The organism is Kordia antarctica (assembly GCF_009901525.1).
GTDB lineage: Bacteria > Bacteroidota > Bacteroidia > Flavobacteriales > Flavobacteriaceae > Kordia > Kordia antarctica.
Genome location: NZ_CP019288.1, coordinates 681,599 through 700,363, shown reverse-complemented (window position 1 = coordinate 700,363; position 18,765 = coordinate 681,599). Strand labels below are relative to the sequence as shown.

At 32.1% G+C, this 18,765-nt stretch carries 23 protein-coding genes; 11 read left to right on the top strand and 12 right to left on the bottom strand.

The window, feature by feature from the left end; all coding sequences use genetic code 11:
* Positions 1–56: 56 nt before the first annotated feature.
* Positions 57–341, bottom strand: coding sequence for a hypothetical protein (locus IMCC3317_RS03095; protein ID WP_160128045.1), 285 nt, complete (start codon positions 339–341; stop codon positions 57–59).
* Positions 342–434: 93 nt separating this feature from the next.
* Between IMCC3317_RS03095 and IMCC3317_RS03090 the strand changes: the two genes are divergently transcribed.
* Positions 435–1,367 (top strand): sigma 54-interacting transcriptional regulator, encoded by a 933-nt coding sequence (locus IMCC3317_RS03090; RefSeq protein WP_160128044.1) that lies wholly within the window; start codon positions 435–437, stop codon positions 1,365–1,367.
* Here the strand turns inward: IMCC3317_RS03090 and mnmE are convergent, their stop codons facing one another.
* Positions 1,368–2,759, bottom strand: a complete 1,392-nt coding sequence (gene mnmE / locus IMCC3317_RS03085; protein ID WP_160131854.1) for a tRNA uridine-5-carboxymethylaminomethyl(34) synthesis GTPase MnmE — start codon at positions 2,757–2,759, stop codon at positions 1,368–1,370.
* A gap of 214 nt (positions 2,760–2,973) precedes the next feature.
* Positions 2,974–3,105 carry a hypothetical protein gene (locus tag IMCC3317_RS23765; protein ID WP_262887078.1) on the bottom strand — a complete coding sequence of 44 codons (132 nt, stop codon included), beginning with the start codon at positions 3,103–3,105 and terminating at the stop codon, positions 2,974–2,976.
* Between the two features lie 288 nt (positions 3,106–3,393).
* Between IMCC3317_RS23765 and IMCC3317_RS03080 the strand changes: the two genes are divergently transcribed.
* Positions 3,394–3,732: a DUF4870 domain-containing protein gene (locus tag IMCC3317_RS03080; protein WP_160128043.1), complete on the top strand. Its 339-nt coding sequence runs from the start codon at positions 3,394–3,396 to the stop codon at positions 3,730–3,732.
* Positions 3,733–4,002: 270 nt separating this feature from the next.
* Here IMCC3317_RS03080 and dnaN read toward each other — a convergent pair whose 3' ends face one another.
* The 5 genes from dnaN to IMCC3317_RS03055 all read right to left on the bottom strand — a co-directional run bounded on the left by dnaN (position 4,003) and on the right by IMCC3317_RS03055 (position 9,100).
* A complete protein-coding gene (gene dnaN / locus IMCC3317_RS03075) occupies positions 4,003–5,121 on the bottom strand; it encodes a DNA polymerase III subunit beta (RefSeq protein ID WP_160128042.1) in 1,119 nt (372 codons plus the stop codon).
* 152 nt (positions 5,122–5,273) lie between these two features.
* Positions 5,274–6,950: a gliding motility-associated ABC transporter substrate-binding protein GldG gene (gldG, locus tag IMCC3317_RS03070; protein ID WP_160128041.1), complete on the bottom strand. Its 1,677-nt coding sequence runs from the start codon at positions 6,948–6,950 to the stop codon at positions 5,274–5,276.
* A gap of 2 nt (positions 6,951–6,952) precedes the next feature.
* Positions 6,953–7,678 carry a gliding motility-associated ABC transporter permease subunit GldF gene (gene gldF, locus IMCC3317_RS03065; protein ID WP_160128040.1) on the bottom strand — a complete coding sequence of 242 codons (726 nt, stop codon included), beginning with the start codon at positions 7,676–7,678 and terminating at the stop codon, positions 6,953–6,955.
* 287 nt (positions 7,679–7,965) lie between these two features.
* Positions 7,966–8,265, bottom strand: a complete 300-nt coding sequence (locus tag IMCC3317_RS03060; RefSeq protein WP_160128039.1) for a putative quinol monooxygenase — start codon at positions 8,263–8,265, stop codon at positions 7,966–7,968.
* Between the two features lie 4 nt (positions 8,266–8,269).
* The gene (locus tag IMCC3317_RS03055; protein WP_160128038.1) at positions 8,270–9,100 is read right to left on the bottom strand and encodes an SAM hydrolase/SAM-dependent halogenase family protein; all 831 of its coding nucleotides are present in this window, start codon (positions 9,098–9,100) and stop codon (positions 8,270–8,272) included.
* A gap of 106 nt (positions 9,101–9,206) precedes the next feature.
* Between IMCC3317_RS03055 and IMCC3317_RS03050 the strand changes: the two genes are divergently transcribed.
* A complete protein-coding gene (locus tag IMCC3317_RS03050; protein WP_160128037.1) occupies positions 9,207–10,160 on the top strand; it encodes a PhoH family protein in 954 nt (317 codons plus the stop codon).
* A 325-nt stretch (positions 10,161–10,485) separates the two neighbouring features.
* Positions 10,486–11,436 (top strand): phosphoribosylaminoimidazolesuccinocarboxamide synthase, encoded by a 951-nt coding sequence (locus tag IMCC3317_RS03045; RefSeq protein ID WP_160128036.1) that lies wholly within the window; start codon positions 10,486–10,488, stop codon positions 11,434–11,436.
* Between the two features lie 120 nt (positions 11,437–11,556).
* On the opposite strand, the gene IMCC3317_RS03040 is transcribed toward IMCC3317_RS03045, so the two are convergent.
* On the bottom strand, positions 11,557–11,889 hold the full coding sequence (locus IMCC3317_RS03040) for a hypothetical protein (RefSeq protein WP_160128035.1): 333 nt from the start codon (positions 11,887–11,889) through the stop codon (positions 11,557–11,559).
* A 348-nt stretch (positions 11,890–12,237) separates the two neighbouring features.
* Between IMCC3317_RS03040 and IMCC3317_RS03035 the strand changes: the two genes are divergently transcribed.
* Together IMCC3317_RS03035 and IMCC3317_RS03030 are read left to right on the top strand one after the other, a co-directional pair.
* Positions 12,238–13,899 (top strand): AraC family transcriptional regulator, encoded by a 1,662-nt coding sequence (locus IMCC3317_RS03035; protein ID WP_160128034.1) that lies wholly within the window; start codon positions 12,238–12,240, stop codon positions 13,897–13,899.
* Positions 13,900–13,990: 91 nt separating this feature from the next.
* On the top strand, positions 13,991–14,185 hold the full coding sequence (locus IMCC3317_RS03030) for a hypothetical protein (RefSeq protein ID WP_160128033.1): 195 nt from the start codon (positions 13,991–13,993) through the stop codon (positions 14,183–14,185).
* A gap of 125 nt (positions 14,186–14,310) precedes the next feature.
* Here the strand turns inward: IMCC3317_RS03030 and IMCC3317_RS03025 are convergent, their stop codons facing one another.
* The 3 genes from IMCC3317_RS03025 to IMCC3317_RS03015 all read right to left on the bottom strand — a co-directional run bounded on the left by IMCC3317_RS03025 (position 14,311) and on the right by IMCC3317_RS03015 (position 15,131).
* Positions 14,311–14,505: a hypothetical protein gene (locus tag IMCC3317_RS03025; RefSeq protein WP_160128032.1), complete on the bottom strand. Its 195-nt coding sequence runs from the start codon at positions 14,503–14,505 to the stop codon at positions 14,311–14,313.
* Positions 14,506–14,673: 168 nt separating this feature from the next.
* On the bottom strand, positions 14,674–14,871 hold the full coding sequence (locus IMCC3317_RS03020) for a hypothetical protein (protein ID WP_160128031.1): 198 nt from the start codon (positions 14,869–14,871) through the stop codon (positions 14,674–14,676).
* A gap of 80 nt (positions 14,872–14,951) precedes the next feature.
* Entirely contained in the window at positions 14,952–15,131 is a 180-nt protein-coding gene (locus IMCC3317_RS03015; protein WP_160128030.1) for a hypothetical protein, read from the bottom strand.
* Between the two features lie 221 nt (positions 15,132–15,352).
* Here IMCC3317_RS03015 and IMCC3317_RS03010 point away from each other — a divergent pair, with 221 nt between their 5' ends.
* From IMCC3317_RS03010 to IMCC3317_RS02990, 5 genes are all read left to right on the top strand, one after another.
* A complete protein-coding gene (locus tag IMCC3317_RS03010; protein ID WP_160128029.1) occupies positions 15,353–16,744 on the top strand; it encodes an MATE family efflux transporter in 1,392 nt (463 codons plus the stop codon).
* Positions 16,731–16,958: a hypothetical protein gene (locus tag IMCC3317_RS03005; protein ID WP_160128028.1), complete on the top strand. Its 228-nt coding sequence runs from the start codon at positions 16,731–16,733 to the stop codon at positions 16,956–16,958. Before IMCC3317_RS03010 ends, IMCC3317_RS03005 begins: the two co-directional genes overlap by 14 nt.
* Positions 16,959–16,977: 19 nt before the next feature.
* Positions 16,978–17,814 carry a hypothetical protein gene (locus IMCC3317_RS03000; RefSeq protein WP_160128027.1) on the top strand — a complete coding sequence of 279 codons (837 nt, stop codon included), beginning with the start codon at positions 16,978–16,980 and terminating at the stop codon, positions 17,812–17,814.
* 21 nt (positions 17,815–17,835) lie between these two features.
* Positions 17,836–18,432 carry a phosphatase PAP2 family protein gene (locus tag IMCC3317_RS02995; RefSeq protein WP_160128026.1) on the top strand — a complete coding sequence of 199 codons (597 nt, stop codon included), beginning with the start codon at positions 17,836–17,838 and terminating at the stop codon, positions 18,430–18,432.
* Positions 18,433–18,548: 116 nt separating this feature from the next.
* On the top strand, positions 18,549–18,719 hold the full coding sequence (locus tag IMCC3317_RS02990) for a hypothetical protein (protein ID WP_160128025.1): 171 nt from the start codon (positions 18,549–18,551) through the stop codon (positions 18,717–18,719).
* The last annotated feature ends 46 nt before the right edge of the window (positions 18,720–18,765 follow it).

The following is an 18,765-nucleotide window of genomic DNA, read 5'->3' as shown; positions in this document are numbered from 1 at the left end:
ATTTGGTATTATTTACGCAGTTAAAAGTAGGATTTTTAATGAATATATAGAATTTTTTAAACTAAAATTTCATAATCATTCTTGTCTCTTTTAAACAAACAATTTTTGAATAGTTTCTGATAAACAGTTATTAGTTTTTGCTCTTTTATAATTAGAATCAAACATGAATTCTTTGTGAATTCAATATTTTTTCGTTTGAAGAACAAAGGTGTTACTATTACCTTTTTGTCTTTATCTAAGTTAATAGATGACATTGCTTTGCTTAATAATGAATCAGGAATATTTCTTTCCCATTGACGTAACAAGCAGTGTTCGGTTTTTTTAATTTTCTTTTTTCTCATGTTTATGTTTTTTTAATTCAACAACATGGTAAAAATGATTAATAAACTTAATTCCCTAACTTGTACGCATAATTTTACATAAAATACGCAAAAATGGACAAAATGAATGATTTATTTAAAACAGAAATAGGAAAAAGAAGAGAAGCAGTTCAGAAATTAAATTCATTTATAACAAATCCAGGAAGATTTTCGATTCTATTTTTAGGTTCACGTGGTACAGGAAAAGCGCATTGGTTAAAGGAATTACAAGAATTTTATAAAAAAGAAGCTGATTTGAATTTACAGAAAAGTGTTTTCATTGGTGCTGCAAATTCAAATAAAAATGGTGAAAATGATTGGATTAAGATCTTTGAAAAAGTTAATCATGGATTATTGGTCATTACAGATGTTGAAGAACTCACAAAAGAAAGTCAAGCTTTATTATTTAAAGGAATTTCCAGTGGTCAAGGAGGAAAATTTGGTTTTGATAAAAAGGAATACGACATCCGTATTGCTTTTACATCAACTAAAAGCGTTAGTAGTTTGCGTGACAGTGAAGTATATTTAGCACATAAATTTTTTGATAGAATTTGTCAATTTGCAGTAGAATTGCCATCATATAAAGATTACAATAGAAGTATTTGGAAAGACTTTAAAAAAACTTGGAATAAAATGAGTTTTGAGAAAGAAAATAATTTACCAGAAGGAAAATTAAGAGAATGGTTAGAAAACCAAGGTCATAGCTTCTACGGGAACTTTAGAGACTTAGATAAAATAGCTGTGAATTGGCATAATTACAGACTTCAAGGAAATAGCGAAGAGAAAATTTTAGATCTTTTACGTAAAGATTTTGATCGATTTTATAAGTTTCCTGAGCATAGCGATAATTTTATAAAAGAATTTCAAATTTCAGAAGACTCAAATTGGAAAGCTAACCTTAATGATTTTAAGTTGTTTTACAAACAATATATCAGTGAAAAATACGGTTCATTACGAAAAGGCGAAACAGAAACAGCGATTAGTTACCGAACAATGGAAAGATGGTAATTACTTTCCAATACAAAAGTTAGCAAATATATTACCAAGTAAATCGTCCGTGGTGATTTCTCCTGTGATTTCTCCGAAGTGAAATAATGCTTGGCGAATGTCAATCGCCATTAAATCACCAGATAATCCAGATTCTAATCCGAAGTGAACTTTATCAATTTCTTCCAACGCTTTTAGTAAAGCATCGTAATGACGCGTGTTGGTAATAATTGTTTCGTTGTTTCTTAATGCGCCAGTGTTTACGTAAGAAACGAGTTTCGTTTTTAATTGTTCTACACCAATATTTTCTTTGGCAGAAAGCAAGTGAATGTTTTCAATTTCAGCTTGTAATTCTTCAATCTGAGTCGTTTTGAGCGTGTCAATTTTATTGGCAACAACTACTAATGGTTTTTGAGGATATTTATTCTGAATTTTCCCGATTTCAGTTTTTAACAATGCTAAACTATCCGCCGTTAATTGTGAGCTATCAATTAAATACACCACAACTTGCGCTTGCTCAATTTTTTCAAATGTTTTCTGAATTCCGATACTTTCTATAACATCTTTGGTTTCTCGGATTCCAGCGGTATCAATGAATCGGAACGAAATTCCTTCAATAATTAATTCGTCTTCAATGGTATCACGCGTTGTTCCAGCAATTTCAGAAACAATGGCACGTTCTTCATTTAACAACGCATTTAATAAGGTAGATTTTCCAACATTTGGTTCGCCAACAATTGCAACAGGAATTCCGTTTTTGATCACGTTTCCAACCGCAAAAGAATCAATCAAACGTTTTAGAACAAATTGAATTCGTTTTACTAAGGTTTTAAACTGCGTGCGATCTGCAAATTCAACATCTTCTTCCGCAAAATCGAGTTCTAATTCTATCAAAGAAGCGAAGTTTAATAACTCTTCACGCAGGTTTTTGATTTCATTGCTAAATCCGCCACGCATTTGTTGCATTGCCAATTGATGTGAAGCTTCCGAATCACTCGCAATCAAATCTGCAACAGCTTCTGCCTGAGATAAATCTAGTTTTCCATTCAAAAATGAACGCAAAGTAAATTCTCCCGCATTCGCGTTTCTACAACCACTTCGTAGTAATAATTGAATGATTTGCTGCTGAATGTACACAGAACCATGACATGAAATTTCAATCGTATTTTCACCTGTGTATGAATTTGGACCTTTAAACAAAGACACTAAAACTTCATCTAAATACCGATTTTCATCTATAATATGACCTAAATGTATGGTGTGCGACTTTTGCTTGCTCAATTTTTTATTTCGAATCGATTTAAAAATTGGTTCACAAATCGTAATTGCCTCTTTACCAGAAACTCGAATTACTGAAATTGCGCCAGCTCCAGAAGGTGTTGCCAAAGCTACAATTGTATCATTTGGAATCATATTAAAATGAATTTCTGCAAAAATAAGGATAATGTTTTTAGTTTGAAGCATAAAAAAACGTCATCTCATCGCAGATACTGTTTGCTTAATTAGTTGCTAAAATTATCTAAACACGAACTATAAGGTGAGGAAGAAAAGAAAACTACTGATAAAATTTCAAAAATTTATCAGTAGTTTAATTAAACGTAACAAAGTTAGTTTGTAAAAAATAGAATTAGCAACATGCCCACCATGCACGAGCAGTATCCCAATAGATACAAGCGCAATTAATACCTCCGTTAATTTCTGTTTGTTCTTTTTTGTCAAGTGTTTTAACACCATCAAGATTCAAAATGTTTTTTAACATGATATATAGTTTTGATTAGGTAAGAAAGTATAAAAATGAATCCTCAATCGCTTACGGTAAGACCGTAATTAACACTTAAACAGTTGAAATAATGAAAAATGATGCTTATTACAATAGATTGAAACAACAAATGGTTAATTGTATACTTAGTAGGATCAATTTTTTTCATACATAAATCGCTGGTTAGTATTCTTTTAAAATTGCTCCTGAAGCACAATCAAAAAATAAAAGTGTAACAAAATATGAAAATCCCCGTCACATAAGTATCAATCAATAAAACACACAATCATGAGAAGAAAAGATAATCAGTTAATGGTAATTACACATTTAAGTCAATTATCAAGTTTCGTTATAGGTTTTGGAAGTCTAATAGTTCCCTTAATTCTTTGGGCAAGCAACAAAAACGATGTACACGAAATGGACGAACAAGGAAAACAAATTGTAAACTTTCAATTGAGTATGATAATTTATGGAATCATAAGTATTCCGTTAATTCTTGTTTTTGGATTAGGATTATTATTGTTACTAACCGTTGGAATATTATTGTTTATAATGCCAATTATAAATGCGATTAAAGTTAGTAATGGAAATGAACCGTATTATCCAATGTCGTTTAAATTACTTTAATTTAGACTTTCTTAGACTTCTTAGACTTCTTAGATTAGTTTGATTAGTTAGATTAGTTAGATTTTTAGAATGTTAGATATAGAACAGTTTGAAGCAATATTTTTAATCATTTAATAAAAATGGAAAACACAAACGCTAGCGCGAGTTTTTCAACTCGTGCCGATAATCAAGCTAAAATTCGTGGCAAATAGATTCCTACCTTTCGCAGGAATGAAAAAATCCGTTATACAACTAGTATAACGGATTTTTCTATATAAAGAATTCTTATTCTTAATTATTCAACATCACAGGCATAACGAGCATTGTAATGTGTTCGCCTTCTTCTAAACCATCAATTGGTGTTAAAATTCCAGCTCTGTTTGGTAACGACATTTCTAACGAAACTTCATCCGAAGTTAAGTTGTTAATCATTTCTGTTAGGAAACGTGAGTTGAAGCCTATTTGCATGTCATCACCTTGATAATCACATGTTAAACGTTCTTCTGCTTTGTTTGAATAATCAATATCTTCCGCAGAAATATTTAATTCAGCGCCAGCAATTTTTAAACGAATTTGGTGTGTTGTTTTGTTAGAGAAAATACTAACACGACGCACAGAATTTAAAAATTGATTTCTGTTGATTTCTAACTTATTTGGATTCTCTTTTGGAATTACCGCTTCGTAGTTTGGATACTTTCCATCAATCAAACGACAAATTAAAACAGTTTTATCAAACGTAAATTTTGCATTACTGTCATTATATTCGATCACAACGTCGTCTTCGCTTCCGGCTAAAATTCCTTTTAACAGTGTTAAAGGTTTCTTTGGCATAATAAATTCCGCAACTTGTGAAGCTTTTAAATCTGTACGCTGATATTTCACTAATTTGTGAGCATCTGTTGCAACAAACGTTAAATTTTCTTGAGAAAACTGGAAAAATACGCCACTCATTACAGGTCGTAAATCATCATTTCCAGAAGCAAAAATTGTTTTGCTAATTGCAGTTGCTAGTACATGTCCAGCTATTGTTGTTGAACTTGGGTCTTTTAACTCAACTGCATTTGGAAACTCAGCGCCATCAGCATATGCCAACGCGTATTTACCGTGATTAGAACTAATTTCAATTGTATTATTATCTTCCACAACAAACGTTAATGGTTGCTCTGGAAACGTTTTTAAAGTATCTAATAATAATTTCGCAGGAACTGCAACATTTCCTTCACTTTCAGATTCTACATCTAATTTTGAAGACATTGTCGTTTCCAAATCTGAAGCAGAAACCGTTAATTCATTTTGGTTCAGTTCAAAAAGAAAATTATCTAAAATAGGTAAGGTATTACTATTATTAATTACGCCTCCTAAAACTTGAAGCTGCTTTAATAAATATGTGCTTGATACAATAAATTTCATGTGTTTGTGTTCTGTTTAATGTTCAAAAATAATTCATTCGAACTAAATTACATAGCTTTTTTGGCTGTAAATTTATGCCTGAAGAATCACATTTCAATATTCTTACAAATATATCTCAATTGTAGTTGTAAAGAAAGGAAACTTATTAACAACTATTTCGCAAATTTACGCTTTCGAATATAGGTAAATACAAAGCCAAAAATTGCGAGTATTACAAGCGGAAGTCCAATGTTTAGTAGTTGCCAGTACGATTTTTCTTCTAGTACTTTCTCAGTATCTAAAAATGCTAATTTTAATTCTTTAGATCGAATGTTTATAAGTCCATTATTGTCTAAAAGGTAATTTACCGAATTTAATAGGAATTCTTTGTTTCCATATTCACGTTTTGTCGCAATATCAAAGCCTAAATCTTGCGGTCTTCCGCGTGTAACTTGATTTTTGATAACATCGCCATCTGCAATCACTAACATTTTAGATTCGCCTTGTAATTTATCCATTGAAAGTTGAAATGGTTTGACTCTATTTTTATACATCGATGTAAATGTTCCTTCAACTAAAACCGCCAAATTTTGATTGCCTTTTCCTTCGTAGGTTTCTAGTGTTGGTTCGTTTTCAATGACTGACAAAGAAATTGGTTTTGGAACGCCTTCTAGTTTTGATGCTGCCGAACTTTTCAGTAGAATTGTCTTCTTAAGATTATTCTTTAACGTATCAATCTGATTGGCAAATTCAAACTTTACCAAATTCGTATTATTTGTAATTGGATGTTTTAAAGCTGGTTTTACTAACGGATTATAACGCCATTGAATTGGTAAAAATTGAGTATCATTTCCTTCGCCAACTGCCATCATAATTGGTGCGCATTGCACATCGTTTACCAGTTTCGGGTTGATTCGTAAACCGTATGAAAAGAAGAAATCGTTCAAGCGTAAATCTCTTGGAAATGCAAGTGATGCGCCATTTTCGCTATACAAACTGTCCATTTCGGCTTGTACAGTTTCTACCAACCACAAGGATTTTCCGCCATTCATAGTATATTGATCTAATACATATTTTTCTTCGTCTGAAAATGCTTCTGTTGGTTTTGGAACAATCATCAAATCGAAACGATTTAAGTTTTCCAACGACTTTTCAGGATTGTCGGGAAACGCACTTAAATCAAAAGGAGCAATTTTGTAGTAATCTTTTAGTGTTTGTAAAAAACTAGCAATATACACATCTTCCAATTCGCCATTTCCTCTCAAAATTGCGATAGTTTGTTTTTCTAATAAGGTTAATTTTGTAAATGCATCTGCAAACGCATATTCTAAATGTTGCACAGAACTTGCAATTTTTTCAGATGAAGAACTTGCAAGATTGTTTTTATACAGCTGAATTTTGACAGTTTTAGTTCCATAATTGGCAATTGCCCACGGATACACGCTTTCGCGCGAAATTTTATTGGTTGCTTCTTCTGTAATAAAAGTTGGAGGCATTCCGTTTTCATTCAAAAAAGATTCTGCATTTTCTTTGATTGGATCTACAAAATTGTAGTTCACATTTGAATTATATGCTGAAAATTCTGCCAATAATTGTTCGGTTTCAGTTGCCAAACGTTTATAATCGGAAGGAAAATCGCCTTTCAGAAAAACATCAATTGTAATAGGAGAATTTACATTTGAAATCGTTTCTTTTGAAGCTTCTGATAAAGTATACCGTTTATCTTGTGTGAGATCGAAACGTGTAAATACGCTTCCTGCAATTACATTCAGAATGATTAATCCGATAAGGACTAAAAGTATCTTAACACTAACGTGGATTTCTTTTTTAGTATGAGTTTCTTTTTTCAAGCTTATCGTTTTTTTAATTGAATTACGGTTAGAAATAAAAAGAATATGGTTACACTTAAAAAGTAAATTACGTCTCGTGTGTCAATTACGCCGCGTGCAATACTATCAAAATGACGTTTCATGCCTAGTTTTTCTATCGTAAGATTAAAATCGCCAAAAACGGCCGCATTCGCAATTCCTTCAAACCCAAAATATAGTACAAAACAGATAAAAACTGCCGCAATAAACGCCACAATCTGATTCTGCGAAAGCGTCGATGTAAATACGCCAATACTTGTGTAGGCAGCAATTAGGAATAACAATCCAAAATAGGAGCCAAGCGTACTTCCGACATCTAAGTTTCCAACAGGATTTCCTAAACTGTACACGGTAAAAACGTATAATAACGTCGGAATCAACGCAATAAGAATTAAAACAAACGCGCCAAAATACTTTCCAAGTACAATTTCCCAACCTGAAATTGGTTTTGTTAATAGTAATTCAAGTGTTCCTAAACGTTTTTCTTCTGAAAAGCTTCGCATCGTAATGGCAGGAATCAAAAAGATAAAAATCCAAGGTGCTAAGGTAAAAAATGGTGTTAAATCTGCAAATCCGTAATCGAGAATGTTGAATTCACTCTTAAAAAACCATAAGAATAATCCGTTGAGAATTAAAAATAAGGCAATCACCAAATATCCTATAGATGAGGAAAAAAAGGAATTGATTTCTTTTCGAAGTATGGCTAGCATTGATTTCTTTTTAGTAACAATTGTTGTTGCGCACAGTTCACTAACGATGCGGAATGGATTCTAGTATTTGTATTGCAATTATAATATAAACCGTTGTGCTTTTTGATAAAATTCGTCAATTCGAGTGAATTTTACGATTGAAAATGAGTAAAATTTGTATCGAGAATAGAATTTTTTACACTAAACAGGTTCTCGATACGATTTTTCGTGCCTCAAAATCACTCGAACTGACGTTACTATCATATTTTTGAATTTGAAATGCACAACGGATTACTATAAAATTGATATTAACTCGATAAACTCACTAATTTATCAACGCTCCAAGCAAAAGGTTTGTCGTTAAACATGGCTTTTGTTTGTTTCCAAACGTTTTTGAATAAGTCTGAATTGCGATATGCTTCTAAGTTATCGACATGTTTCCAATGACTGTATGTAAAGAATATTTCAGGATTTGTTTTATCTTGATACAACTCTAAAAACTCACAACCTTCCCGATTTTTGATCGATTCTTTCTTTTCATCAAACATTGCCAAAAATTCAGGAATGTGTTCCGAGTGAAAACTCATTTTTACAATTCGTATAAACATAATTTTATAAAAAATTAATAGTTATCGTATCTCTAAATCGCAATCCAAATAGGCTAGAAGCGCTACCAACTGTATGCGGATTGCTTTTGTAAATGGCCAATTCTAAAAAATTTGCAGAATTAAACAACGCTAATTTTTTGCCATCTTCTTCACGTTTGTGACGTTCTACTGTAAAATTGATAGCATCGCTGTAACGTTCGTGAATCGTTTTGAATTTGTAAGTACGCGCCGAAATCTCGAAATCACGCCCTTTTCCGACGTCTTTTACTATTTTTCGCGTGATGTTGGTAACAACGTTTCCATAATTATCAATATAAATCACGTTTCCAATAATTTGCGATTCGTCATTATTTATGACAGGTTTAATGCCTGTTAAATATTTTATTTCTTGAATTGTTTTCCCGATAACTTCTAAGGTTCCGCCGCGCGCAATGTGACACGCAACTTTCACAAAAACGTCTAAAACTGGGAAATTTGTCTCGATTCTGTCGTGAATATTTATTTCTACAATCTTTTCAGGAAGAATCTCAGAAGCAATCAAACTCATGATTCCATTATTAGCACAGACGAAAAAATGACCGTCCAATTTTACTGCAATATGCTTATTTTCAGGGTTTAACTCAGAATCGATTCCGATAAGATGAATGCTGCCTTTCGGGAAACTATTAAACGCATTTTGTATAATATACGCCGCTTCCGTAATATTAAAAGGATCTACGCTGTGTGAGATATCAACAATGCGAATATCATCAAGTTCACTATAAATAGCTCCTTTAACTGCGCCCACAAAATGGTCTTTCTCCCCAAAATCAGTTGTTAAAGTTATAATTGCCATTGGCGAATTGTTGATATTTCTTTAAATTTAATCTATAAAAAATGGTAACTTTGCTATGCAAATCTAAAAAAACAAAACGGAAATATAACCTTAATACCAGTCGCTTTTGAACGAAATTATTTTTGAACTTTCTGAGATCAGTCCAAGAGAGTTTTTTGGTCAACAAAATACCAACATAGAATCGCTAAAAAAATACTTCCCAAAACTCAAAATTGTAGCAAGAGGAAACAAGATAAAAGCCTACGGAGATGAAGTCTTATTAGAAGAATTTGACAAACGATTGAACATGCTAATGGAACATTTTAGCAAGTACAACAAAATTGACGAAAATGTCATTGAACGTGTGTTAACTAGCGAAAGTTCCAAAGATTATGATACTTCCAACGAAAGTGGAGAAGTTTTGTTGCACGGAACCAATGGAAGATTAGTAAAAGCAATTACGGCAAATCAACGAAAGTTGGTGGAAATGATGGGGAAAAATGATATGGTTTTTGCCATTGGTCCAGCAGGAACGGGAAAAACGTATACAGGAGTTGCTTTGGCTGTTAGAGCATTGAAAAATAAAGAAGTTAGGCGAATTATTTTAACACGTCCAGCAGTAGAAGCTGGCGAAAGTTTAGGTTTCTTGCCAGGCGATTTAAAAGAAAAGTTAGATCCGTATATGCAACCTTTGTATGACGCTTTGCGCGATATGATTCCGCCAGAAAGATTAACCAATTATATAGAAAACGGAACTATTCAGATTGCGCCAATGGCGTTTATGCGTGGTCGTACGTTGGATAATGCGTTTGTAATTTTGGATGAAGCTCAAAATACAACACATGCGCAAATGAAGATGTTTTTGACACGTATGGGAAAAAATGCAAAATTTATGTTGACAGGCGATCCTGGACAAATTGATTTACCAAGACGCGTCACTTCTGGCTTGAAAGAAGCGTTATTAGTACTAAAAGACGTCAAAGGAATTGGAATTATTTATTTAGACGATAAAGATGTTGTGCGTCACAGACTTGTGAAAAAAGTGATTGAAGCGTATCGAACTATTGAACATACTAATTAGAAATTATAAATGTTGAATGTGAAATTTTAAAGTGAAAAGTGAAAAGTGAAAAGTTTTCTAGAACATTTAGAATAACATAACATTTCTCGATACAATTTTCTGGTGAAAATCACTCGAAATGACGTTTTGGAAATTTAATGAGGAATTTTTAATTATAAATGTTTTTTTTACCTAATACCTAATACCTAATACCTAATACCTAATACCAAGCAAATAATAACGATTAACGAATGCTGATTTTTGATTTAAGAAGTTTTTTCACGAATACTGAATTAACAGAAAAGCAAATTAACGAATAAACAAATCACAATAGACCCAACAAACAATGAGCACTACGATTACTGAGACGAATTTTAATTTTCCCGGGCAAACAGCAAAATACACAGGAAAAGTACGCGAAGTATATACAATTAATGACGACTTGCTTGTGATGATTGCATCTGATAGATTGTCAGCTTTTGATGTTGTGATGCCAAAAGGAATTCCGTATAAAGGGCAGATTTTAAATCAGATTGCCACTAAAATGATGAAAGCTACGGAACATTTGGTGCCAAATTGGTTGATTGCAACGCCAGATCCGAATGTTGCTATTGGTCACGCGTGTGAACCTTTTAAGGTGGAAATGGTGATTAGAGGTTATATGTCAGGTCATGCAGCACGTGAATATAAAGCGGGAAAACGTATGCTTTGCGGCGTGGAAATGTCGAATGGAATGATTGAGAATGATAAATTTCCTTCGCCAATTATTACGCCAGCAACCAAAGCAGAAATGGGCGAACATGATGAAGATATTTCTCGTGAAGATATACTTTCTCGTGGAATTGTTTCTGAAGAAGATTATATTCTATTAGAAATATATACCTATTTATTATTTAAAGAAGGAACAAAAATCGCCAAAGAAAGAGGTTTGATTTTGGTTGATACAAAATACGAATTTGGTAAAACTAAAGAAGGAAAAATTGTATTGATTGACGAAATTCACACACCAGATTCTTCCCGTTATTTCTATGCGGATACGTATAACGAACTGCAGAAAAAGCAACAACCACAAAAACAATTATCGAAAGAATTTGTCCGTCAATGGCTAATTGGTAACGATTTTCAAGGAAAAGAAGGACAAGAAATTCCTTTGATGAGCGATGAATATGTCAACTCAGTTTCTGAGCGTTATATAGAATTGTATGAGAATATTACAGGAGAAACTTTTGTAAAAGGCGATGTTTCAAATATTATGGACAGAATAGAGGAGAACGTAGTTTCTTTTTTGAAGAAGTAGTTAAATTAATTAAAAAATTAAATGATTTAAAAATTGAGATACACCTTTTGCGTTTAAATTCCCAAAACCCAAAACATAAAAAAGCGGCATTTTCAATACGAAAATGCCGCTTTTACTTTTTTAGTTACTCGCAGAAATGTCCAATCCGTTTGTACTGTTGATGGTAATAACACTATGTGTATTTAAAACCCAATCAAAAGTTGGTGCAACTCCTGTAGCAATCACTTCTTCTCTTGCATTTGTAAGCGATTGTGATGATTTATCCTTATACTCAAGTACCAAACCGTTCAAGAAAATATTGGTTGCATTTCCATACTCTACAAATTTAGATTCTCCAGCATCTAAAGAGAATTTCTGCTCTAAAGAAGGCTTTTGAATATTTGTCCCTTGACGAATTAATAAAGTTACATTGATGTAATTTTTTGATTTGTTGTTAAATTTCTTTCCAGCCATGATAGTATTTGTTATGATTAATAATTATGTCAAATTTATAAACAATAAATGGAAAGATTTAACGTACAAATACGTGATTCAATAATGAGGTGTTTGTACTAATAAATTGTTTATCAGATATTTGTAATTGAAAAAGGGATCATAATTTGATGTCTTTTTATGAATTTTTGAAGAAATAGTTGCTACTTTATTTCTTAAAATGAAGTTAAAAAAGAATATAAAGGGTTTATTTCTATTATAAATGGGTTTCTTATAGTACAATTGCGGAATCCCATAAAAAAAGGGCAGATAATTCTTTGTCCTAATTGTAAAAAAAGTATATTTCTCAAAAGGATATAATTTATAAATATGAATCGTTTTTTACTCATATGCTTGCTTAGTTTTTTAGCATTTTCTTGTGCGGATACTATTTCACAAGAAGAAGCCAATAAAGACATCACAATAATTCTTGATGAAGCAGAACAAGCTGTATTAACATATCAAGGAATTGAAATAGATTCGATGATAGAACTTCGGATGGAGTATTTTCATAAGGCAAAAACTATGAATGACTCTGTACACATATATCGCGCGCATTATTACTTAGGGGAGTTTTACCAAAGTAGAGGAATTTACAACGATGCGATGTCTGAATATGAAAAAGCATTGCAAAATATTTCTGATGATGCGGATAGCGCACGTTATATTCAAACAAAATTAGCAATAGCAACAACCGAAATAGAATTGGGCAATAAATACAAAGCGGGTCAAATTTTACTAGACACATACGGAGTTGCACAGCGTAATAAAAGAACCTCACAACTTATTCATATTAATGGAAATATGGAGATTTTGGGTTTAGAACTTGAAAATTATGCAGAAGTTAAGAAAATCTTTAAAGAAGCCATTACTACTATTGAAGAAAAAAAGTTAATCGAAAAAGATTCAATTAATTATGTAGAAAATTATATCAATTATCATATGTTTATTGCAAAAGCGTATCAGGCTGAAAAAAAGCTAGATTCTGCATTATTTTACATTGATAAAGGCATTATTATCGCTGATTATTATAACGATGTTGAAGGAAAAGCGTATTTATTCGAATTAAAAGGAAAAACATATACTGCAAAGGAACTTTTCCCTGAAGCATATGAAAACCTAATAAAAGCAAAAGAAATTTTTGAGGTTTTAGAAAACGATATACAAATTTCTAAAATCATGTATTTGTTGGCAAATTATCATGTTCAAAAAACAGAATACACAGAAGCATTGTCTTTTTTGAACGATCTTGAAATACGTTACCAAGAAAACAAAATGTTGATAACAGATTGTCATGACGTTTTACTGTTGCAAGCTAATATTTACAAAAGCAGCAAACAATTTGAAAAGGAATCAATCTATAGGCAAAAATCAACAGATTTAAACGCCAGTATTCTAGCCAATGGAAATAAAGAAACGGTGCTTCAAACTGCAACTAAGTACGAAATTGAAAAGATTAAAAACAAGTTTCAAGCACAACAACAAAAAGATAAAAAACGATTCTACATATTTTTATGTATTGCTATTGCCGTCATCGGAATATTTGGTTTCTTATTGTACAAACAATTTACTAAAAAGAAAGTTGTTGTTGTTGCCGAAGAAAAGATTATCCCTAAACCAGCACCACAAAATGCTATAAAAAGTGATAAAACTGTAGATGAGATTCTTCAAAAATTAAAAAACTTAGAAACACACGAATTTTACTTAAATCCAAAATATAACTTATATGCGACTGCCAAAAAAATAGACACAAATACAACCTATTTGTCAAGTATTTTGAATACGCAAAAAAAGATGACTTTTACAGAATATCTAAACAACCTTCGCATTCAATATACACTTGACAGGCTTGAAAATGATAAAAAGTTTCGGATGTATACCATAAAGGCAATTGCCAAAGAAGTAGGCTATAGGAGTCATGGTTCATTTTCGCGTGCATTCAAATCAAAAACAGGCGAAAACCCATCTACATTTCTCAAAAAAATACGCTAAAAAGGTTGTTCAATTTATAAAACAGCAATACTATTTCAACATTCATTACATACAGTTATGTATCTTGTATGAAACTAATACAAATTCTCATATGAAAACGAAACGAAAACTTTTAAATCTCAAAAAAATACAAATAGCAAAAATAAATTCATTTAGTATTCTTGGTAAAGGAACTGTTCAAAATTCTACACAGCCATGTACTATTGATAACTCAAGAACTCCAAAAGGAGGAAGGAAAACGCTAACAGATTCATATCAACTAGATTGTGAAACTGGAGATATATAAACTGCGAAATCTATTTTTTACATATAAAAGGCTTCTTGAAATCGTTTCAAGAAGCCTTTTTGTTCATTAAATTTTATAGATATTATTTGAAAATCTATAATTTACTAAAGTTTTGTATTGGAAACTTACATGTCGCTACCACAAGTGTATACTTGTAGGCAACCCCAAATCAATTGACAACATGCTGGTCCTGTAACACGTCCTGCACAATCGCATCCGCACTTTGATGAATTGCATCCGCTTGCACCACCATTAATTTGACTCTGACCTTCTTTAGAAATAGCTGTTGCTCCTTTAATGTTTAAAATGTTGTTTTTCATGATATTTAAGTTTTAAGTTGTTTTCCTTACTCTTTTTGAGGTTTTTCAGGGTTCACCTTTAAGTTATATTTATATAATACCAAATAAACTCTAAAATGATAGTTTAAAATCGTTTCTATTTCCTTTCTGCTTCAACATAAAACAGAACCGTAGCTATGTATTGGAAACTTATATTTCGCTGCCACAAGTATACACTTGAGGACAAGCAATAGTCCACTGGCAACATTTTGGTCCTGTAACACGTCCTGCGCAATCGCATCCACAACCACTACAGTTTGATGACCAACCTGCACCACCATTTATTTGACTTTGATTTTCTTTAGAAATAGCTGTTGCTCCTGCGATGTTTAAAATGTTTTTTTTCATGATATTTAAGTTTTAAGTTGTTTTCCTTACTCTTTTTGAGGTTTTTCTGGGTTCACCTTTATTTAGATTTTTAAATACTGTTAACAAGTATATATTTGTGGACAAGCTGTGTACCATTTACAATATTTTGGTCCAGTAACGCGTCCTGCGCAATCGCATCCGCACTTAGATAAATCGTAACCAGCGCCACCATTTATTTGACTTTGATTTTCTTTTGAAATAACTGTTGCTCCTACGATGTTTAAAATGTCTTTTTTCATGGTATTTTAGTTTTAAGTTGTCCTTACTCTTTTTGAGGTTTTTCAGGGTTCACCTTTTTATAATATTAAAAATACGATTCATATTTCGAAAATAAAAGGAGTCTAGTACACAGTTTACAAATTATAGCTGTTCAATTTATAAAATGGAAAGGATAAATTAGGCTAGAAATGTAGCTGTAAAAGCAAAAGTGGACTATATTTGCCATTTGAAAAAATAACCAGTGATTTTACAAAACTACACCAGAGAATTTGCCTATAATTTGAAGCTTGCATCTCCAATTATCTTGGGAATGCTAGGACATACATTTGTCGGTTTTGTAGATAATGCAATGGTTGGTCAATTAGGAACTGCGGAACTTGCAGCAGTTTCATTAGGTAATAGTTTTCTGTTCATTGCCATGTCAATTGGAATCGGTTTTTCAACAGCAATTACAACATTAGTTGCAGAAGCTGATGCTGAAGGCGATACCGCGAAAGTAAAAGGCGCGCTCAAACATGGTTTAATCCTTTGTACTATTATTGCAATTATCGTTTTTGTTGGTGCTATTATGTCCAAACCGTTAATGTACATCATGGATCAACCAGAAGAAGTTGTCGATTTAGCAATTCCGTATCTAAACTTAGTTGCCGCTTCCTTAATTCCGTTGATTATATTTCAGGCATTTAAGCAATTTGCAGATGGTTTATCGCAAACAAAATACGCCATGTGGGCAACATTATTGGCAAATGTAGTAAACATCATTATCAACTATTTTTTAATTTTTGGAATCTGGATTTTCCCTAAATGGGGAATTATTGGCGCAGCAATCGGAACCTTAGTTTCACGAATAGTCATGTTGGTATTTATCTGGTTATTATTACGTTACAAAAACAAATTTAAAGAATACGTTACCAATTTCAACTTTAAAGAAATTAAAAAATCAGTATTAAAAAAGATTATCTCCTTAGGTTTTCCATCGTCGTTACAAATGCTTTTTGAAGTAGGAATTTTTACGGCTGCCATTTGGTTGTCAGGTATTTTAGGGAAGAATTCACAAGCGGCAAATCAAATCGCATTAAACCTTTCTTCCATGACGTTTATGGTTGCAATGGGATTAAGTGTTGCGGCAACAATCAGAGTAGGAAATCAAAAAGGATTGCGTCGTTTTGGAGAATTACGCCGAATTGCATTTTCTCTTTTTCTATTAGTGTTGATTATTGACATATTTTTCGCAATCATGTTTATGGTGTTTAATAACTGGTTTCCAACCTTATATATCAACGAAACAGATACTGTAAACTTTGTAGACAATCAGGAAGTAATTATGGTTGCGGGCAAATTACTCTTAGTTGCTGCATTCTTTCAAATTTCAGACGGAATTCAAGTGGTTGGTTTGGGTATTTTACGCGGTTTACAAGATGTTAAAATTCCGGCATTCATCACATTTTTCGCGTATTGGATGGTTGGTTTTCCAACTTCGTACTATCTCGGATTACACACCGAATACAAAAGTGCAGGAATCTGGGTGGGTTTACTCGTCGGATTGACCGTTTCTGCAATATTATTGTATATTAGATTCAATTATTTATCAAAAAAACTTATTAAAAATCAAGCTATTTATGGAGTTTCCTAAATTTTTATTGGGCGATAATACAGATTATCCCGATGCAATTTTCATTATACATACCGAATTCCCAAGATTCATCATCAATCTAGAAAATGATGAAGTAGAATGGTTAGAAGAATTTGATAAAGAAGACGAAAAAGAATTGGCTTCTGAATCCGAAAATTTAATCCAAGCCGCAAACGACTTTTATGATCGCGAATTATCTAGATATGACGATTAATCCTAAAAACAATTAACAAATGAGAACACCTTTACTACTAATATGCATATGCTTGTGCATTTTTACTTCTTGTAATACTGAACCAGAACCATTCGTAACAATTCGCTCAGAAGTCTACAACCAATTAGCAACAGAAACAAATAGTGAATTAGATTCAATGATTACCAAAGTCGCTTCTATTGAAAAGCTTCAAGAATTTAATACTGCAGTCAAAGTAATTCATACCAAAGATGAAATGGAAATTATTTCTGCTATTATTGACACTTCTATTGAAGAAGAAATAAACATAGATTCGTTGAAAATGACAGAGAATAACACATTATTTATTCATAATAAAAATAATGTTAATTACGATTCATTCCGTAAAACAAATGCTCAACGAGCTAGAACTGGCTATAGTTTGAAATTTCCTACATCAACCTATGATACAAGAAATGCCAAAGAAATTTGGGAAGAAGCTATGCAAAAAAAGTCTAGCATTGCAGTTATGGATTCCATTACTATGAGCGAAAAAGTTCGTATTGAATCGCGTTATCACAAAGGTTTGAATCAATTAAAAGAAATAGATTATGTAGTTTTGGTACATGATGCTTTACTTATTCCGCCTGTTTTAGATGCTACAAATAAAGAATTTATTAGTGGTTACATTTTGACACACGCGTTCGTATACGACTTTAAAACTCTTGAGAGAATTGAACAAAAAATGATAATTTCTTCAAACGGAGATCAAATTTCTTTTTATACAACAAGTAGTAGTACAAGAGTCAATGAGCTTTCGCTTGAAGGAAAAATACGAAACGATTTAATCAATAAAAAGAATATTGCTGTTGATTCTACTTTTAGATTCAATAGGTAAATAGTTGGGTATATAATAAATATGATCGATCAACTCATAAATTACGACAAAGAATTATTTTTATTCTTAAATGGACTCGGAACGCCAACTTGGGACGGTTTTTGGATGTTTATCACGGATAAATACTACGCAATTCCGTTGTATGCTTTTTTGTTGATTCTCATCTTAAAAACACACAATAAGAAAGAAATATTCTTTACACTTGTATTGGTAGCATTATTAATTACAATTACCGATCAAACCGCAAATCTATTCAAAAAAACACTCTTTTTACGTCTAAGACCTTGTCACACAGCTGATTTAATAGATCACATGCGATTGGTGAAAACGACTTTAATAAATGGTAAATTAGAACCTTATTGTGGCGGACAATTTGGATATTTTTCAGGTCATGCTTCCAACGCAATGGCTTTAGCTACATTTATTGGCTTGGTTTTACGTAAACACTTCAAATACATCGTATTCATACTTTTATTTTGGGCTGCATGTGTTGGTTATAGCCGAATTTACATTGGCGTACATTTTCCTGGAGATGTACTCACAGGAATGATTTTTGGTGGAATTTATGGCGGAATTATCTTTAAATTACAACAGTTTTTGATTCGGAAATATGCTTAAATTTTATAGATTTTACTTTAGTGCAGTTTTGAAAACATTGTTAATGAATTGATAAATTGTATGTTAATGATGTTCATTTCACTAAATTTATGACTTAACCAAATAAAATTTATATTATGAAAAAAAGTAATCTGACATCATTAAAACTTAACAAAGATTTAATTTCTAGTTTACACGTGAATCAACTCAATGGAGGAAACTGGACAAATAACTCTTGGTGTGCTTGTGAAACAGAAAGAAATTGTACAGACACCGAATGTCATACCGTTTGGGATTGCGAATTGTAAAAAACAGAAAATACATGAATTAAGCGAGCTTCGGTTCGCTTTTTTT